General features: G+C 71.3%; 12 protein-coding genes. 6 read left to right on the top strand and 6 right to left on the bottom strand.

What is annotated here, in order from left to right; all coding sequences use genetic code 11:
* Window positions 1–38 precede the first annotated feature (38 nt).
* The 3 genes from cydD to OHA73_RS22735 all read left to right on the top strand — a co-directional run bounded on the left by cydD (window position 39) and on the right by OHA73_RS22735 (window position 6,616).
* Window positions 39–3,539 carry a thiol reductant ABC exporter subunit CydD gene (gene cydD / locus OHA73_RS22725; RefSeq protein ID WP_327655958.1) on the top strand — a complete coding sequence of 1,167 codons (3,501 nt, stop codon included), beginning with the start codon at window positions 39–41 and terminating at the stop codon, window positions 3,537–3,539.
* 117 nt (window positions 3,540–3,656) lie between these two features.
* On the top strand, window positions 3,657–5,387 hold the full coding sequence (locus tag OHA73_RS22730) for a GAF domain-containing sensor histidine kinase (protein WP_327655959.1): 1,731 nt from the start codon (window positions 3,657–3,659) through the stop codon (window positions 5,385–5,387).
* Between the two features lie 179 nt (window positions 5,388–5,566).
* Window positions 5,567–6,616: a M23 family metallopeptidase gene (locus OHA73_RS22735; protein ID WP_327655960.1), complete on the top strand. Its 1,050-nt coding sequence runs from the start codon at window positions 5,567–5,569 to the stop codon at window positions 6,614–6,616.
* Between the two features lie 51 nt (window positions 6,617–6,667).
* Here the strand turns inward: OHA73_RS22735 and OHA73_RS22740 are convergent, their stop codons facing one another.
* The 6 genes from OHA73_RS22740 to OHA73_RS22765 all read right to left on the bottom strand — a co-directional run bounded on the left by OHA73_RS22740 (window position 6,668) and on the right by OHA73_RS22765 (window position 12,994).
* Window positions 6,668–7,558 carry an HAD hydrolase family protein gene (locus OHA73_RS22740; RefSeq protein ID WP_267069855.1) on the bottom strand — a complete coding sequence of 297 codons (891 nt, stop codon included), beginning with the start codon at window positions 7,556–7,558 and terminating at the stop codon, window positions 6,668–6,670.
* 107 nt (window positions 7,559–7,665) lie between these two features.
* A complete protein-coding gene (locus OHA73_RS22745; RefSeq protein WP_266712078.1) occupies window positions 7,666–8,619 on the bottom strand; it encodes an LLM class flavin-dependent oxidoreductase in 954 nt (317 codons plus the stop codon).
* A 72-nt stretch (window positions 8,620–8,691) separates the two neighbouring features.
* Entirely contained in the window at window positions 8,692–9,234 is a 543-nt protein-coding gene (locus tag OHA73_RS22750; protein WP_327655961.1) for an RNA 2'-phosphotransferase, read from the bottom strand.
* A gap of 150 nt (window positions 9,235–9,384) precedes the next feature.
* The gene (locus OHA73_RS22755) at window positions 9,385–10,365 is read right to left on the bottom strand and encodes a MerR family transcriptional regulator (protein WP_327655962.1); all 981 of its coding nucleotides are present in this window, start codon (window positions 10,363–10,365) and stop codon (window positions 9,385–9,387) included.
* A complete protein-coding gene (locus tag OHA73_RS22760; RefSeq protein WP_327658506.1) occupies window positions 10,362–12,140 on the bottom strand; it encodes an SDR family oxidoreductase in 1,779 nt (592 codons plus the stop codon). The genes OHA73_RS22755 and OHA73_RS22760 overlap by 4 nt, the downstream gene beginning before the upstream one ends.
* 11 nt (window positions 12,141–12,151) lie before the next feature.
* Complete coding sequence (locus tag OHA73_RS22765) at window positions 12,152–12,994, bottom strand: M24 family metallopeptidase (protein WP_327655963.1); 843 nt, start codon at window positions 12,992–12,994, stop codon at window positions 12,152–12,154.
* Between the two features lie 226 nt (window positions 12,995–13,220).
* Between OHA73_RS22765 and OHA73_RS22770 the strand changes: the two genes are divergently transcribed.
* The 3 genes from OHA73_RS22770 to OHA73_RS22780 are packed head-to-tail and all read left to right on the top strand — an operon-like array spanning window position 13,221 to window position 16,053.
* On the top strand, window positions 13,221–14,246 hold the full coding sequence (locus OHA73_RS22770; RefSeq protein WP_443063113.1) for an ABC transporter ATP-binding protein: 1,026 nt from the start codon (window positions 13,221–13,223) through the stop codon (window positions 14,244–14,246).
* On the top strand, window positions 14,243–15,145 hold the full coding sequence (locus tag OHA73_RS22775; RefSeq protein ID WP_327655964.1) for an ABC transporter permease: 903 nt from the start codon (window positions 14,243–14,245) through the stop codon (window positions 15,143–15,145). The genes OHA73_RS22770 and OHA73_RS22775 overlap by 4 nt, the downstream gene beginning before the upstream one ends.
* Complete coding sequence (locus OHA73_RS22780; RefSeq protein WP_327655965.1) at window positions 15,142–16,053, top strand: ABC transporter ATP-binding protein; 912 nt, start codon at window positions 15,142–15,144, stop codon at window positions 16,051–16,053. The genes OHA73_RS22775 and OHA73_RS22780 overlap by 4 nt, the downstream gene beginning before the upstream one ends.
* Window positions 16,054–16,056: the final 3 nt, after the last annotated feature.

Genomic DNA, 16,056 nt, shown 5'->3' on the forward strand with positions numbered 1-16,056 from the left:
CGCCCGTCTGCGTTCGTCTACGTGAGGGTGTGTTTCACGTGAAACCGATCGACCAGCGTCTGTTCCGGTACGGCCGGGCCTCGCGTCTCTTCCTGATCGCGGTGGTGGTGCTTGGCGCCGCCGGGGCGGGCCTGGTCATCGCGCAGGCGATGCTCATCGCCGAGGTCGTGGTGGGCGCGTTCCAGCACGGCCTCGACGTGGCCGAACTGCGGGCACCGCTGCTGTTGTTGGCGGCGGTCGCGGCCGGTCGCGGGCTCGTGGCCTGGCTGACCGAGCTGGCCGCGCACCGGGCGAGCGCGGCGGTCAAGTCGGAGCTGCGCAGGCGTCTGTTGGAGCGGGCCTCGCGGCTCGGCCCCGGGTGGTTGAGCGGGCAGCGCACCGGGTCCCTCGTGGCGCTCGCGACGCGCGGCGTGGACGCCCTCGACGACTACTTCTCCCGCTATCTGCCGCAGTTGGGGCTCGCGGTGGTGGTCCCGGTGGCGGTGCTCGCCCGTGTCGTCACCGAGGACTGGGTGTCGGCGGCGATCATCGTCGGCACGCTGCCCCTCATCCCGATCTTCATGATGCTGATCGGCTGGGCGACCCAGTCCCGGATGGACCGTCAGTGGCGGCTGCTCTCCCGGCTTTCTGGCCACTTCCTGGACGTCGTCGCGGGCCTGCCGACCCTGAAGGTGTTCGGCCGCGCCAAGGCGCAGGCCGAGTCCATCCGCAAGATCACCGATGAGTACCGCAGGGCGACGATGCGCACCCTGCGGATCGCCTTCCTCTCGTCGTTCGCGCTGGAGCTGCTGGCCACACTGTCGGTCGCGCTCGTCGCCGTGACCATCGGCATGCGGCTCGTGCACGGCGAGATGGATCTGTACATCGGGCTCGTGATTCTGGTGCTCGCGCCCGAGGCGTATCTGCCGCTGCGACAGGTGGGCGCGCAGTACCACGCGGCCGCCGAGGGGCTCGCCGCGGCGGAGGAGATCTTCGCGGTTCTGGAGTCGCCGCTGCCCGAGGACGGCACGAGGGAGGCCCCCTCGGCCGGCGGAATCGGGTTTGAAAGCGTTTCTGTTCGCTACGAAGGGCGGTCCTTCGACGCCGTCTCGGATGTCTCCTTCAAGGTGGCCGATGGCGAGACCGTGGCCCTCGTAGGGCCGAGCGGAGCGGGCAAGTCGACGCTGGTCAGTGCCCTGTTGGGTTTTGTACGCCCTTGTAGTGGGCGAATCGCCGTCGGCGGTGTCGACCTCGCCGAGGTGTCGCGGGAGGCGTGGCACGCGCGCGTGGCGTGGGTTCCGCAGCGGCCGCAGCTGTACGCCGGGTCGATCGCGGACAACGTGCGGCTCGCGCGGCCGGACGCCGATGACGCCGCGGTGCTCGCCGCGCTGCGGGAGGCCGGGGCCCTGGAGTTCGTCGAGGTGCTGCCCCAGGGCGTGGCGACCGTGCTCGGGGAGGACGGCGCCGGGCTCTCGGCCGGGCAGCGGCAGCGGCTCGCGCTCGCGCGGGCGTTCCTGGCGGACCGGCCGGTCGTGCTGCTCGACGAGCCCACGGCCGCGCTGGACGGCGAGACCGAGGCGGGCATCGTCGACGCGGTGCGCAGGCTCGCCGTGGGGCGGACCGTACTGCTCGTCGTGCACCGTCCCGCGCTGCTCGCCGTCGCGGACCGGGTCGTACGGGTCGAGGCACCTGGCGCGGTGCCGGCGCAGGTGCGTGGCGCCGTGCAGGGGAGCCCGTCCGCGCAGGTCCTTGCCGGTGCCGTCGAAGCCGCCCCGGTGGCGGTGCCCGGCGACGTGCCGGTGGGCCGGCGCCATGTGCTCGCACGGCTGCGTGACGCCGCCAGGCCGCGCCGCTCGCGGCTCGCCCTCGCCCTGCTGCTCGGCGCGCTCGCGCTCGGCAGCGCGGTCGGCCTGATGGCGACGTCCGGGTGGCTGATCTCGCGGGCCTCGCAGATGCCGCCGGTGCTCTACCTGATGGTCGCGGTGACGGCCACGCGCGCGTTCGGCATCGGACGGGCGATCTTCCGGTACATGGAGCGGCTCGTGTCGCACGACGCGGTGCTGCGGATGCTGGCCGACACCCGGGTCGCCGTGTACCGGCGCCTGGAGCGGCTCGCCCCTGCGGGGCTGCGCACGACGCGGCGCGGCGACCTGCTCTCCCGGCTCGTCGCCGATGTGGACGCCCTGCAGGACTACTGGCTGCGCTGGCTGTTGCCCGCGTCGGTCGCCGCGCTCGTGGGCGTGGGGTCGGTGGCGTTCACCGCGTGGATGCTGCCCGCCGCGGGTGCCGTGCTCGCGGTCGGGCTGCTGCTCGCCGGCGTCGGGGTGCCGCTGCTGTCGGGCGCGGTGTCCCGGCGCGCGGAGCGGAGGCTGGCCCCCGCGCGCGGTGTGCTCGCCACGAAGGCGGCCGAACTGCTCACCGGTACCGCCGAACTGACGGTCTCGGGCGCTCTGCCGCGACGGACGAAGGAGGCCGCGGAAGCCGACTCCGTGCTCACGCGGATCGCCTCGCGCGCCGCCACCGCGACCGCGCTCGGCGACGGGCTCAGCGCGCTGATCACCGGCCTGACCGTGGCGGCGGCCGCGTTCGTCGGCGTCCAGGGCGTGCGCACCGGGCAGCTCCACGGGGTGTCGCTCGCGGTCGTCGTCCTGACGCCGCTCGCCGCGTTCGAGGCGGTGCTCGGCCTGCCGCTCGCCGTGCAGCACCGCCAGCGCGTCCACAAGAGCGCCGAGCGGGTCTACGAGGTCCTGGACGCGCAGGAACCCGTACGGGAGCCCGAGCGGCCCGCACAGGCGCCGCGGGACCCCTTCCCGCTCGCCGTGCACGGCCTCACCGCCCGCTACGAGGGCCAGGAGCGGGACGCGCTCGCCGGCCTCGACCTGACGCTGGAGCGCGGCCGCCGCGTCGCCGTCGTCGGCCCGTCGGGGTCCGGCAAGACGACCCTCGCCCAGGTGTTGCTGCGCTTCCTCGACGCGGACGCCGGGACGTACACGCTCGGCGGTGTCGACGCGGCGGCCCTCGACGGCGACGCGGTCCGGCGGATCGTCGGGCTGTGCGCCCAGGACGCGCACCTCTTCGACAGCAGCCTCCGCGAGAATCTGCTGCTCGCCAAGAAGGACGCCACCGAGGACGACCTGTGGGCAGTGCTCGGCCGCGTACGTCTTCGGGAGTGGGCGCAGGCGCTGCCGGACGGGCTCGACACCCTGGTGGGTGAGCACGCCGCACGTCTCTCCGGCGGCCAGCGGCAGCGGCTCGCGCTCGCCCGCGCGCTGCTCGCCGACTTCCCCGTCCTCGTGCTCGACGAGCCCGCCGAACACCTCGATCTGGAGACGGCGGACGCGCTCACCGCGGACCTCCTGGACGCCACGCGGGGCCGGACGACAGTGCTGATCACGCACCGGCTCGCCGGTCTGGAGGCCGTGGACGAAGTGCTCGTGCTCGGCGGGGGCCGGGTCGCCCAGCGCGGCGCGTACGCCGAGCTCGTCGCGGTCGACGGGCCGCTTCGGGAGCTTCGACGTCGGGAGGGCGCGGCGGAGGCGCTGGCCTGCGCGGAGGGCTGAGGACGCGTTGAGGACGCGCTGAGGCCCTGCGGAGGACCCGCGGAAGACCCGCCTCTTCTCTCCCGCCCACCCGGATCCCGACTTTCCTCGCCAATCGGCACTAATTAGGCTCGTCGCATGGCAGCACCCACGGATCCCGGCGCCCCGCCTCCCGCCGAGCCCGCCGCGGCTTCCCTGGAGGCGGCGACCGAGGCGACACGCAGCCTTCACGGTCTGTCGGCCGAGCTGACCGCCCGGCTGCCGCAGCTCCTGGAAGCGATGCGTTCCGTGGGCACGGGCCTCGAGCTGCACACCACGCTCGACCGGATCTGCGAGACGGCCGCCGAACTGACCGATGCCAAGTACGCCGCGATCGGCGTCGTCGCCGAGGACGGCGAGGGGCTCTCGGACTTCGTCTACTCCGGAGTCGACGAGGAGACCGCGCGGCTCATCGGGCGGCTGCCCGACGGGCACAAGGGGCTGCTCGGCGCGCTCATCCACGACCCCGTGACGGTGCGCCTGGCGAACCTCGCGGACGACCCGCGCTCCTGCGGCTTTCCCGCGAACCATCCGCCGATGCACACGTTTCTCGGCCTCCCCATCCGCGTACAGGGCGAGATCTTCGGAAACCTCTATCTCACGGAGAAGCACGACGGCGGAGAGTTCAACGACGACGACCTGAACATGGTCCGGGTGCTCGCCACGGAGGCGGGCATCGCCATCGGCAACGCGCGCCTCTACGAAGCGGCCAAGCAGCGCGAGCGGTGGATCGACGGCTCGGTGGCGGTGACCACCGCGCTCCTTTCGGGCGGCGACGCCGACGACGCGCTCCAGGTGGTCGCCGAACAGTCCCGGCACCTCTCGGACTCGGCGGCCGGCATAGTGATGCTGCCCGCGGAGGAGGGCGGCATGGAGATCGTCGCCGTCGACGCGGACGGGCCCTCCGCCGCGCTCGGTGTGATCGTGCCCTCGGAGAGCGAGGTCATCTCCGAACTGCTCGAAGGCCAGGCCGTGTTCGTCGACGACGCGGCCACCGACCCCCGCATGCTGACCGGCCTCGCGCAGGACTACGGGCCGTCCATGATGCTGCCCCTCCAGAGCGGCGGACGGGTCCTGGGGACGTTGGTGATGACCCGCGCGCGTGGGGAGCGTCCTTTCAGCGAGGCGGAGCGCACCCTGGCAACCCAGTTCGCCTCCCAGGCCGCGCTCGCCCTGGTCTCGGCCGACGCGCAGCGCGACCGGGAGCGCCTCGCCGTCCTGGAGGACCGCGACCGGATCGCGCGCGATCTGCACGACCTCGTCATCCAGCGCCTCTTCGCCACCGGGATGATGCTGGAGACCGCCCAGCGCCGCTCCGTGGTGCCCGAGGTGCAGGCAGGCGTCGGCAAGGCGGTCGACGAGCTCGACACCACGATCCAGGAGATCCGCACCGCGATCTTCGCGCTCCAGCAAGGGCCGACCGAGGCGCCGTCGGGCCTGCGCACCAAGGTGCTCCGCGAGATCAACATGGCCGCCGTGCCGCTCGGGTTCAAGCCCTCGCACCGCTTCCTCGGACCCGTCGACACGGTCGTCGGCGAGCTCACCGGCAAGCACCTCATCGCGGCGCTGCGCGAGGCCCTGTCGAACGCGTTCCGGCACGCGGAGGCCGAACGCATCGACGTCGTCGTGGACGCCACCGTGCTCCTCCCCGACGGGCGGCAGGGCGTCCGTCTGACGGTCGCGGACGACGGCGTGGGCATCAAGGAGGGCGGGCGGCGCAGCGGCCTGAAGAACCTTCAGAAGCGGGCCGAATCGCTCGGCGGCGCCAGTTGGCACGGGGCGGGGATCGACGGGGACGGTACGACGGTGGTGTGGCAGGCGCCTCACTGAGGGCTGTGCGGCTGCGTTCCGCGGACCGCCGGCTCCGAAGACCACTGGCTCCGAAGACCGCCGGCCGGCGCCGCCCGCCCCGGTTTGGCGGTACGTTCCTGCGCCGTACGGGGCACCCGTTCCCTCGGCCGTACCAGCCCCACAGGAAGCCCGGCGTGCGGCGGTCGACGATCCGATGCATGCGTCTTGGACCCCGCCGAACCAGCACATCGCTCGTCCTCCCGGTGCTGCTGTGCGCCCTCGTGGCCCTCGGTGGCCCGCCCACGGTCTCCCAGGGCGCGGAGGGCCCGGAGGCGAGCGCGGACGTGGCGCGCCTCTTCGAGGAGGCGTCCAAGGCGACGCAGCGCTACGAAGCGGGACGGAAGGCCGCCTCCGTACAGAAGGCGGAGGTACGGACGATGGAGCGGCTGCTCGTGCGGGAGCGGCGGCAGATCTCCGTGCTCCACGGGGACCTCGGCCGGATCGCCCGCGCCCAGTACCGCAGCGGCGGCGACATCCCCATCACGGCGCAGATGCTGCTGGCCGGGAACCCCGAGAAGCTGATGCACGGCCAACGGGCGGTCTGGCAGGCCGACTTGGCACTCAACAACGCCGTGGACAAGAGCAGGCGCGCCGAGCGCAGGCTCGCGGACGGACAGCGCAGGGCGGCGGACGCGTTGCGCGCCCTGAAGGAGCGCAACGCACGGCTCGTCATCCTTAAGAAGGGCATCGAGAGCAAGCTCGAAGCGGCACGCTGGCAGCTCCAGGGACAGGCGGACACCTCGGTCGCCGCGGGGAAGTGCCGGGGCGCCGTACGCCTCAAGGAGCCGAAGAACTCAACCACGCGCGCGTGGCTGCCTCCTGTGGAGAAGTACGAGCTGTCCGCGGGCTTCGACAGCGCGGGCGAGCGCTGGTCGCACCGGCACACCGGACAGGACTTCGCGGTCGACATCGGCACGCCGGTGCGGGCGGCGGGCGCGGGCCGCGTGGTGAGCGTGTCCTGCGGCGGCGCCTTCGGCATCGAGGTCGTCGTGCGGCACCCCGGCGGCTACTACACGCAGTACGCGCACCTCGCCGCGGTCACCGTCGACCAGGGGCAGAAGCTCCGCGCGGGGCAGTGGGTCGGCCAGTCGGGCACCACCGGCAACTCGACGGGGCCGCACCTCCACTTCGAGGTGCGGCTCACGCCGTATCTGGGGTCCGGGGTGGACCCGGTGAAGTGGTTCGCCGAGCGCCACGTGAAGCTGTAGGCGCCAATGGGCAAGCCGGACTAGTCGGACAAGTCGGGCAGGCCGGAGCCGCTACCGGGCAGGCGCGTGCGCGGCCAGGATGTCCTCGATGACGCGGGCCACGCCGTCCTCGTTGTTGGTCGCCGTACGGGCGGTCGCGGAGGCTAGGACCTCGGGGTGCGCGTTCCCCATCGCGTAGGACGTGCCCGCCCAGGCGAGCATCTCCATGTCGTTGGGCATGTCCCCGACGGCGACCACCTCGGCGGGCGCGATGCCGCGCTCCGCACAGCACATGGCGAGCGTGCTCGCCTTGGAGACGCCGGGTCCGCTGACCTCCAGGAGCGCGCTCGGGCTCGACCGCGTGATGGCCGCCCGGTCGCCCACGCCCGCGCGGGCCAGCGCGAGGAACGCGTCGGGGTCGAGCTCGGGGTGGTACGCGAGGAGCTTGAGCACCGGCTGGTCCGCGACGGCCGCGCCCTCGAAGTCCGCGGCCAGCAGCTTCTCCGCGGGGGCGACGGTCTCCCCGGGGTCCAGGTGCAGCGGCGGGTACGTCGGCTCGTGGTGCAGGCCGCCGGTGCGCTCGACGGCGAAGGTGGTGCCGGGCGCGACGCCGCGCAGGATGCGGACGACGTCGAGCGCGTCCGGGACCGTCAGCTCGCGGATCTTGACGAAGCGGTGCTCGCCCGCGCCGCCGTGCAGGTCCACGACGGCGGCGCCGTTCCCGCAGATCGCCAGGCCGTGGCCGTGCACATGGTCGCTGACGACATCCATCCAGCGGGCCGGCCGGCCTGTCACGAAGAAAACCTCGATGCCGGCCTCTTCCGCGGCGGCGAGCGCGGCGACCGTACGCGGCGAAACGGTCTTGTCGTCGTGCAGCAACGTTCCGTCGAGGTCGGTGGCGATCAGCCGGGGCGTGGGGGCGGAGGGGGCCGGAGTCCGGGGCCCGGGAGTCGGTGAGGTCACCGAACCATGTTCGCGTATATGCGCGCACGGGCGTGCTGCGGGGCGCACAGATGAGAGCGCACCTGGCTCATGCGCCCCGCCCGGGCCCCGGCGTGACGGAGTCCGATTCAGTCGAGTTGGGCCAGGGCCTCCGTGGCGATCGCCTCGAAGACCTTCTGGTCGGCCGCGAAGTCGGTGTCGGGGATCGGCCAGTGCAGGACGAGCTCGGTGAAGCCCAGCTCCCGGTGCCTGCCCGCGAAGTCCACGAAGGCGTCGACGGAGGCGAGGGGGCGGGCGCGGTCCGGGGTGAATCCGGTGAGCAGGATCTTGTCCGGTTCGTCCGCGTCACGGCCGATGGCCTCGCACGCGGCGGCCAGCTTCGAGACCTGCCCGCGAATGGCCTGAATCGACTCCTCCGGGGTGCCCGTCGCGTACAGCTTCGGGTCGCCGGTGGTCACCCACGCCTGTCCGTGCCGCGCGGCGAGCTTCAGGCCGCGCGGACCCGTCGCGGCCACCGCGAACGGCAGCCGGGGGCGCTGTACGCAGCCCGGGATGTTCTGCGCGCCGACGTCGCCGCCTGCCGAGTAGAAGGTCCCGTCGTACGAGACCGTGTCCTCGGTGAGCAGCCGGTCGAGCAGCGGGACGAACTCGGCGAAACGGTCGGCCCGCTCCCGCGGCGTCCACGGTTCCTGCCCGCTGTGCGCGAGGGCGCTCGCGTCGAAGCCCGTGCCGCCCGCGCCGATACCGAGCGTGATCCGGCCACCGGAGATGTCGTCGAGCGAGAGCAGTTCCTTGGCGAGGGTGACGGGGTGCCGGAAGTTCGGCGAGGTCACAAGGGTGCCCAGGCGGATCCGCTCGGTGGCGGTGGCCGCGGCCGTCAGCGTCGGGACCGCCCCGAACCACGGCCCGTCCCGGAACGGCACGCGCCACGACAGATGGTCGTACGTGTACGCGGTGTGGAAACCCAGCTCCTCCGCGCGCAGCCATGCCTCGCGGGCGCCCTCGTGCCAGCGGCGGTAGGGCAGGATCACGGTGCTCAGGCGCAGCGGGCGAGGGGGTGTGGCGGGAGCGTTGTCGGTCATGACTGTGAGCGTATGCGCAGTGGGCGCGGCGGTCGTCCGGGGCGGTTCCACCGTGTGGCCGCGAGCGCGGGCTCAGCGGGAAAAGCGCAGGTAGCGTGGGGATACAGCGGTCGTGAGCCAGACGCCGTTGGCGCTCAGCCGGAACGTGTGGCCGTCCCGGTGCATCGCGCCCGAGTCGACCGGGAGCACGACGGGCCGACCGCGCCGGGCGCCGACCCGGGTGGCGGTCTCACGGTCGGCGGAGAGGTGCACGTCGTGCCGGTTCATCGGCTTGAGGCCCTCGTGGCGGATCGCGTCGAGGAAGCGGGCGACGGTGCCGTGGTACAGGTACGCGGGCGGTTCGGCCACGGGCAGGTCGAGGTCGATCTCGATCGAGTGGCCCTGGCTCGCGCGGATCCGGGAGCCGTCGATGGCGAAGCGCCGTTTGTCGTTCTCGGCGACCACCTGCTCCAGCTCGGCCCGCTCGATGGTGAACCCGTGCGCACGGGCCGCGTCGAGCAGCTCGTCGATCTCCACCCAGCCCGCCTCGTCGAGCGTCAGGCCGATGCGCTCCGGCTGATGCCGCAGGTGCTTGGAGAGGTACTTCGAGACCCTGACGACGCGTTGCTCGTTCATCGCGCCAGAGTGCCCGGGAGAGTCTCCGCGGCGCATGTGGATTTCCCTTGCGGACCCCCTTGGATTGCTTTCGCAAATTTTGGTCCGGATGTTTGATCCACAGCCAAGTCCAGTTATCCACAGGCCAGTTGGCAATTCTGTGGACAACTCTCAAGCAAGATCGCCCTTTTGGTCAACAGTGGGAGTATTGCCGGGGTTTGAGGTCAATGCGTCCAATGTCCTTGTCTGTACCTCTCGTTCGGCTGCCGCCGCGATGAAGGCAGAGACGTGCTCGGGGCCAACAAGCCTGCGCACGGCCCGCATTGTCTCCACCGGTATGGCGACGGATTGCTGCTCATCCGCCACTTCGACCGCCGGTCCTTCGGCAAGGTGGCGATGGAGGTGCCGGGTGGCGAACATCCGCATTGCCCGGGCAAGTTCGGCGTCCACGGACTGCTGCGCGAGCGGCCGGAGTCGTCGTACGAGCGAGGCCGCTTCGGCCGCTTCCGTGTCCGTCGGCGGTTGCGGACCGAGATAGCGCGCGAAGACATGCTCGGTGGTGAACTCCAGGAAACGCGCCGCTATATGTTCGACGTGCCCCCTCAACTCCCGCAGATGACCGGAAATTGCGGACAGGGGGACGCCTGCCGCGTGCAACTCGGCGGCGACCGCCAGCTCTTGAGGGCTCGGTACGAGGAACTCGTCGTCCTTGCCCGGCACGCGTTCGAGCACACCGAGGTCGAGCGCGTCCCGCACGGCGGCCTCATCGGGTTCGCCGCCGAACCTCTCGTCCAGCTCCGCGCGCGTGATGCGCCCCGCCCGCTCGTCCGTCCACGGGCCGTCCACCTCCGCGACCAGACCGAGCACGCCGCCCAGACCGCGCCCCGCGTCCCAGGCCTCCAGCAGCTCCTTGATGGACGCCAGGGTGTAGCCGCGGTCCAACAGGTCGGCGATCTGGCGCAGCCTGGACAGATGCGTGTCCGTGTACACATTGGCCCGCCCGCGGCGCTCGGGCCGCGGCAGCAGCCCACGGTCCTGGTAGGCGCGGATCGTACGGACCGTGGCACCGCTGTGGTGGGCCAGGTCCTCGATCCGGTACTCGGCGGCCGACTGCTCCGCCCTCTCCTGTGGTCCCGGGGCCTCGCTGCTCACAGTGGCGGCTCCATCCGTGCGACCGCGCGCAGGGCCTTGGGCGTGAAGCGGGACATGAGGTGGGCGCCGCGGGCCTCCGGGGTGACAGGGACGACCGCCTTGTTGTGCACGACGGCGCCCAGGATCGCCTCCGCGACCTTCTCCGGCGGGTAGTTGCGCAGGCCGTACAGGCGGGAGGACTTCTTCTGGCGGCGCTGCTCCTCCTCGGCGTCCACCCCGGCGAAGCGGGCCGTCGCCGTGATGTTCGTGTTCACCAGGCCGGGGCAGATCGCGGAGACCCCGATGCCCTGCCCGGCCAGCTCGGCGCGCAGGCACTCGCTGAGCATCAGGACGGCGGCCTTGGAGGTCGAGTACGCGGGGAGCGCCTTCGAGGGCTGGTACGCCGCCGCGGACGCGGTGTTCACGATGTGGCCGCCCTGCCCGCGCTCGGCCATCTGCTTGCCGAACAGGCGACAGCCGTGGATGACGCCCCACAGATTGACGTCGAGGACCTTCTTCCAGTCCTCCGGGGTGGTGTCGAAGAACGAGCCGGACAGGCCGATCCCCGCGTTGTTCACCAGGACGTCGACCACGCCGTACTCGGCGGCGACCTTCTCGGCGAGCTTCTCCATGGCCTGCTCGTCCGTGACGTCCACGGTCTCGCCCCACGCCTCGGGGGCGCCTATGAGCTGGGCCAGCTCGGCGGTCCGCGCGACGCTCTCTGCGTCCCGGTCGACGGCGACCACGCGCGCGCCGGCCTCCGCGAAGGCGAACGCGGTGGCCCGGCCGATGCCGCTGCCCGCACCGGTCACCAGGACCAGCTGACCGGCGAACCGGTCCGCGTGCTTCCCGTCGGCCGCCGGGCGCTGCGCGGGCACTCCCGCCGCTTGCCCCTCGTGCGCGGTGACGAACTCGGTGATCCAGGCCGCGAGTTGGTCGGGGCGGGTGCGCGGAACCCAGTGCTTGGCGGGCAGGACGCGGCGCGTCAACTGCGGCGCCCACAGCTCCAGCTGGTCGTACAGCTTCGGCGACAGGAAGGCGTCCCCGAGCGGCGTGATGAGCTGCACGGGCGCGTGCGCGTACGCGTCCTCGCGCGGGCGGCGCAGTCGCGACCGTACGTTGTCCCGGTACAGCCAGGCTCCGCGGGCGGCGTCCGAGGGCAGCGACGACGTCGGGTAGTCGCCCGCAGGGACCCGCTCGACGCGCTCCAGGATCTTCGGCCAGCGCTTGCCGAGCGGACCGCGCCAGGCGAGCTCGGGAAGCACCGGCGTGTGCAGCATGTACACGTACCAGGACTTGGCGCCCTGGCCGAGCAGCTGGCCCACCTTGGCGGGCGTGGGCTTCTTCACGCGCTGCTTGATCCAGTGCCCGAAGTGGTCGAGGGACGGGCCCGACATCGACGTGAAGGACGCGATGCGGCCCTGCGTGCGCTTGACCGTGACGAACTCCCACGACTGCACCGAACCCCAGTCGTGTCCCACCAGGTGCACGGGCCGGTCCGGGCTCACCGCGTCGACGACCGCCAGGAAGTCGTCCGTCAGCTTCTCCAGGGTGAAGCCGCCGCGCAGCGGCTGCGGCGCCGTCGACCCGCCGTGTCCGCGTACGTCGTAGAGCACCACATGGAAGTGATCAGCGAGGCGCGCGGCGACCTCCGACCACACCTCCTTGGAGTCCGGGTAGCCGTGCACGAGCACCACTGTCGGCCGCTCGGCCCCGCCGGGTTCCCCCAGCTCGACGACGCACAGCTCGATACCGCCCGTGCGCACCCGGCGCTCGCGCGCGCCGTCGATCTTCATCAGGTCCGTCATCAGATGCCCTCCGCCCAGCGCCGCACGTGCGGCAGATCGTCGTCCAGCCAAAAGGCGCTCTCCTGCGGGTCCTTGGAGTCGGTGACCACGAGAAGCTCCTCGAACTTGGCGCCCGTGCCCCGGAATCCGAGGTGGGGTTCGACCGCCCACAGCCCCGGCTGCGGCGGGTGGTCGGAGAACTTGTACGGCGACCACAGCGGCGACCAGCCGTCCCTGTGCCCGTGCAGCGCGTCGCTCGCCAGGCCCTTCAGGGACTGGGTGCCGAAGCCGAACAGCGTGGCGTTGAACCGCCGCTCCTTGACCCGGTCGACCTTGTGCGCGATCACGCCGAAGGGATACGCCCGGTGCCGGTTCGCATAGCCCTGGCGGACCATCAACCGCTCCACGTCTTCGTAGATCTCCCGCAGTGAACGCCGCTCGCGCAGCTCGCGCAGGATCAGCTCGCGGTGCGCCTCGAGGTCCGAAAGCAGCTTGTCGTGCACGGGGTTGAGGCCGAGGCAGCCCGAGTAGCCGATGTCCGCGGTGTACCCCTGGTGGACCGGCGCCATGTCGAGGATGAAGGGCATCCCCGCCTCCAGCTTCCGGTTCGTCGGGAAGAACTGCAGCGGTACGCGGAAGTTCGCGAACGCCGTGCGGTCCCCGAACCAGGCGAAGGGCAGATGGAACCAGTCCCGCACCCCGCGCTCGCGCAGCCACTCCCGCTGCATCCGCGCCGCCTCGCGCTCCGTCACACCCGGCTTGAGCTGTGCCGCGACCGATTCCGCGCACTCGTACGCGAGCCTCTGTACTTCTCTGAACCCCCGCAGTTCCGCCGAGAGTTCACGTACCACCGCTGAGGTCATGCCACCGTCCGTCCCGGTCGCGGCCGCCCCGATGCCGTGACCGGGTCGTCGCCGTACGCGTTCGTAACTTGACACTGATGAATGTGACAATGCTTGGCGGCGACGTCAAGGGGCTTGCACGGGCTACTCAGGGTGGACCCCTAGGGATCCGTAATACTCAGGTCTTAGGCGAGGTCGACCCCACGGTCTGACGAATTGGTGTGGCCTGCGCCACTACGGTCGAACCGTGACTGTGATCGCGACCGAAAGCCTGAGCAAGCGGTTCCCCAAGGTGACCGCCCTTGACCGGCTGACCATGGACATCGGGCCCGGTGTGACCGGACTCGTCGGATCCAATGGAGCCGGCAAGTCCACCATGATCAAGATTCTGCTTGGTCTGTCCCCCGCGACGGAGGGCCGAGCCGAAGTGCTCGGGCTCGACGTCGCGGACCCCTCATCGGGTCCCAAGATCCGTGAGCGCGTCGGCTACATGCCGGAGCACGACTGCCTGCCGCCGGACGTCTCGGCGACCGAGTTCGTCGTCCACATGGCGCGCATGTCGGGCCTGCCGCCCACGGCAGCCCGCGAGCGCACCGCGGACACCCTGCGCCACGTCGGCCTGTACGAGGAGCGCTACCGCCCCATCGGCGGTTACTCGACGGGCATGAAGCAGCGCGTGAAGCTGGCCCAGGCGCTGGTGCACGACCCGCAGCTGGTGTTCCTTGACGAGCCGACGAACGGCCTGGACCCGGTCGGCCGTGACGACATGCTCGGCCTGATCCGGCGCGTGCACGCCGACTTCGGCATCTCGGTCCTCGTCACCTCGCACCTGCTCGGCGAGCTCGAGCGCACCTGCGACCACGTCGTCATCATCGACGGCGGCAAGCTGCTGCGCTCCAGCTCCACCACGGACTTCACGCAGGCCACGGCGACGCTGGCGATCGAGGTCACCGACAGCGACGAACACCCGGACGGGACAAAGGCGTTGCGCGAGGCGTTCGCGCAGCGCGGCATCGAGACCAGCGCCGGCGGTGAGCTGCCCGGCGCCGGGCACACCGTCCTCATCACGGCGCAGGGCGAGGAGACGTACGACGTCGTGCGCGACATCGTCGCGGACCTCGGCCTCGGCCTGATCCGCATGGAACAGCGCAGGCACCAGATCGCGGAGGTCTTCCGCCCCGAGGCCGAGGCGCAGCAGGAGCAGGGCTCCGAGCGCGCGGCGGCCTGGGCGGCCACCGCCGCATCGCAGCAGACGGGAGGCGCGGCGCGATGACCACCGAGCCCATGCCGACGGACCGCGCGTCCACCCAGATCCACAACATCGGCTACCGCCATTACGACGGCCCCCGCCTGGGCCGCGCGTACTCGCGCCGCTCGCTCTTCTCACAGAGCCTGCGCGCTGCCTACGGACTCGGCCGCTCGGCCAAGTCCAAGGTGCTGCCGATGCTGCTCTTCGTCGTGATGTGCGTCCCGGCGCTGATCATGGTCGCGGTGGCCGTCGCCACGAAGGCCAACGACCTGCCCGTCGCCTACACGCGCTACGCGGTCATCCTCCAGGCGGTGATCGGCCTCTACGTGGCGTCCGCCGCGCCGAACGCCGTCTCCCTGGACCTGCGCTTCAAGTCGATCCCGCTCTACTTCTCCCGCCCCATCGAGCGCGTCGACTACGTAGTAGCGAAGTTCGCCGCCATGGCGTCGGCCCTGTTCATCCTCACGGCCGCGCCGCTGATCGTGCTCTACGTAGGCTCTCTGCTCGCCAAGCTGGACTTCACGGAGCAGACCAAGGGATTCGCCCAAGGACTGGTATCCGTGGCGCTGTTGTCGCTGCTCTTCGCCGGGATCGGACTCGTCGTCTCCGCCGTCACCCCGCGCCGCGGGTTCGGCATCGCCGCCGTCATCGCCGTCCTGACGATCACCTACGGCGCGGTGTCCACGGTCCAGGCGATCGCCGACGCCCAGGACAACGCCGGGGCGGTGACCTGGCTCGGCCTCTTCTCACCGATCACGCTCATCGACGGAGTGGGGACCGCGTTCCTCGGAGCGAGCTCGTCCTTCCCCGGGGCACACGGACCCTCGACCGGCCAGGGACTCGTCTATCTGCTCATCGTCCTCGGGCTCATCGCCGGCTCCTACGGGCTGCTGATGCGCCGCTACCGGAAGGTCGGACTGTGACCACGATCAACATCGACCACGTCTCGCGCTGGTTCGGCAATGTCGTCGCGGTCAACGACGTCACGATGAACATCGCCCCCGGAGTGACCGGCCTGCTGGGGCCGAACGGCGCGGGCAAGTCCACGCTCATCAACATGATGGGCGGCTTCCTCGCCCCCTCGAACGGATCGGTGACCCTCGACGGACAGCCGATCTGGCGCAACGAACAGATCTACCGCCACATCGGCATCGTCCCCGAGCGCGAGGGGATGTACGACTTCCTCACGGGACGCGAATTCGTCGTCGCCAACGCCGAGTTGCACGGCCTCGGCAAGAAGGCTGCCCAGGAGGCGCTGGCCACGGTCGAGATGGAGTACGCGCAGGACCGCAAGATCTCGACGTACTCCAAGGGCATGCGGCAGCGCGTGAAGATGGCTTCCGCGCTCGTCCACACGCCGTCGGTGCTGCTGCTCGACGAGCCGTTCAACGGCATGGACCCGCGCCAGCGCATGCAGCTCATGGAGTTGCTGCGGCGCATGGGGGACGAGGGCCGCACCGTCCTGTTCTCCTCGCACATCCTCGAAGAGGTCGAGCAACTGGCCTCCCACATCGAGGTGGTCGTCGCGGGCCGGCACGCCGCGAGCGGCGACTTCCGCAAGATCCGCCGCCTGATGACCGACCGTCCGCACCGCTATCTGATCCGCTCCAGCGACGACCGGGCGCTGGCCGCCGTACTGATCGCGGACCCGTCGACGGCGGGCATCGAGGTCGACCTGAAGGAGGGCGCGCTGCACGTCCAGGCCGTCGACTTCGGCCGGTTCACGACGCTGCTCCCGAAGGTCGCGCAGGCGCACGGCATCCGGCTGCTCACGGTCTCGCCGTCCGACGAGTCCCTCGAGTCCGTCTTCTCGTATCTGGTCGCGGCGTAGGAG

It is taken from the genome of Streptomyces sp. NBC_00483, from assembly GCF_036013745.1.
Taxonomy (GTDB): domain Bacteria; phylum Actinomycetota; class Actinomycetes; order Streptomycetales; family Streptomycetaceae; genus Streptomyces.

What these genes read in the sequence shown, in the direction of transcription:
- OHA73_RS22730 (WP_327655959.1), top strand. Translation starts at nt 3,657, where the DNA reads ATGGCAGCACCCACGGATCCCGGCGCCCCGCCTCCCGCCGAGCCCGCC.
- OHA73_RS22775 (WP_327655964.1), top strand. Translation starts at nt 14,243, where the DNA reads ATGACCACCGAGCCCATGCCGACGGACCGCGCGTCCACCCAGATCCAC.
- OHA73_RS22765 (WP_327655963.1), bottom strand. Translation starts at nt 12,994, where the DNA reads ATGACCTCAGCGGTGGTACGTGAACTCTCGGCGGAACTGCGGGGGTTC.
- OHA73_RS22750 (WP_327655961.1), bottom strand. Translation starts at nt 9,234, where the DNA reads ATGAACGAGCAACGCGTCGTCAGGGTCTCGAAGTACCTCTCCAAGCAC.
- OHA73_RS22745 (WP_266712078.1), bottom strand. Translation starts at nt 8,619, where the DNA reads ATGACCGACAACGCTCCCGCCACACCCCCTCGCCCGCTGCGCCTGAGC.
- OHA73_RS22735 (WP_327655960.1), top strand. Translation starts at nt 5,567, where the DNA reads ATGCGTCTTGGACCCCGCCGAACCAGCACATCGCTCGTCCTCCCGGTG.
- OHA73_RS22760 (WP_327658506.1), bottom strand. Translation starts at nt 12,140, where the DNA reads ATGAAGATCGACGGCGCGCGCGAGCGCCGGGTGCGCACGGGCGGTATC.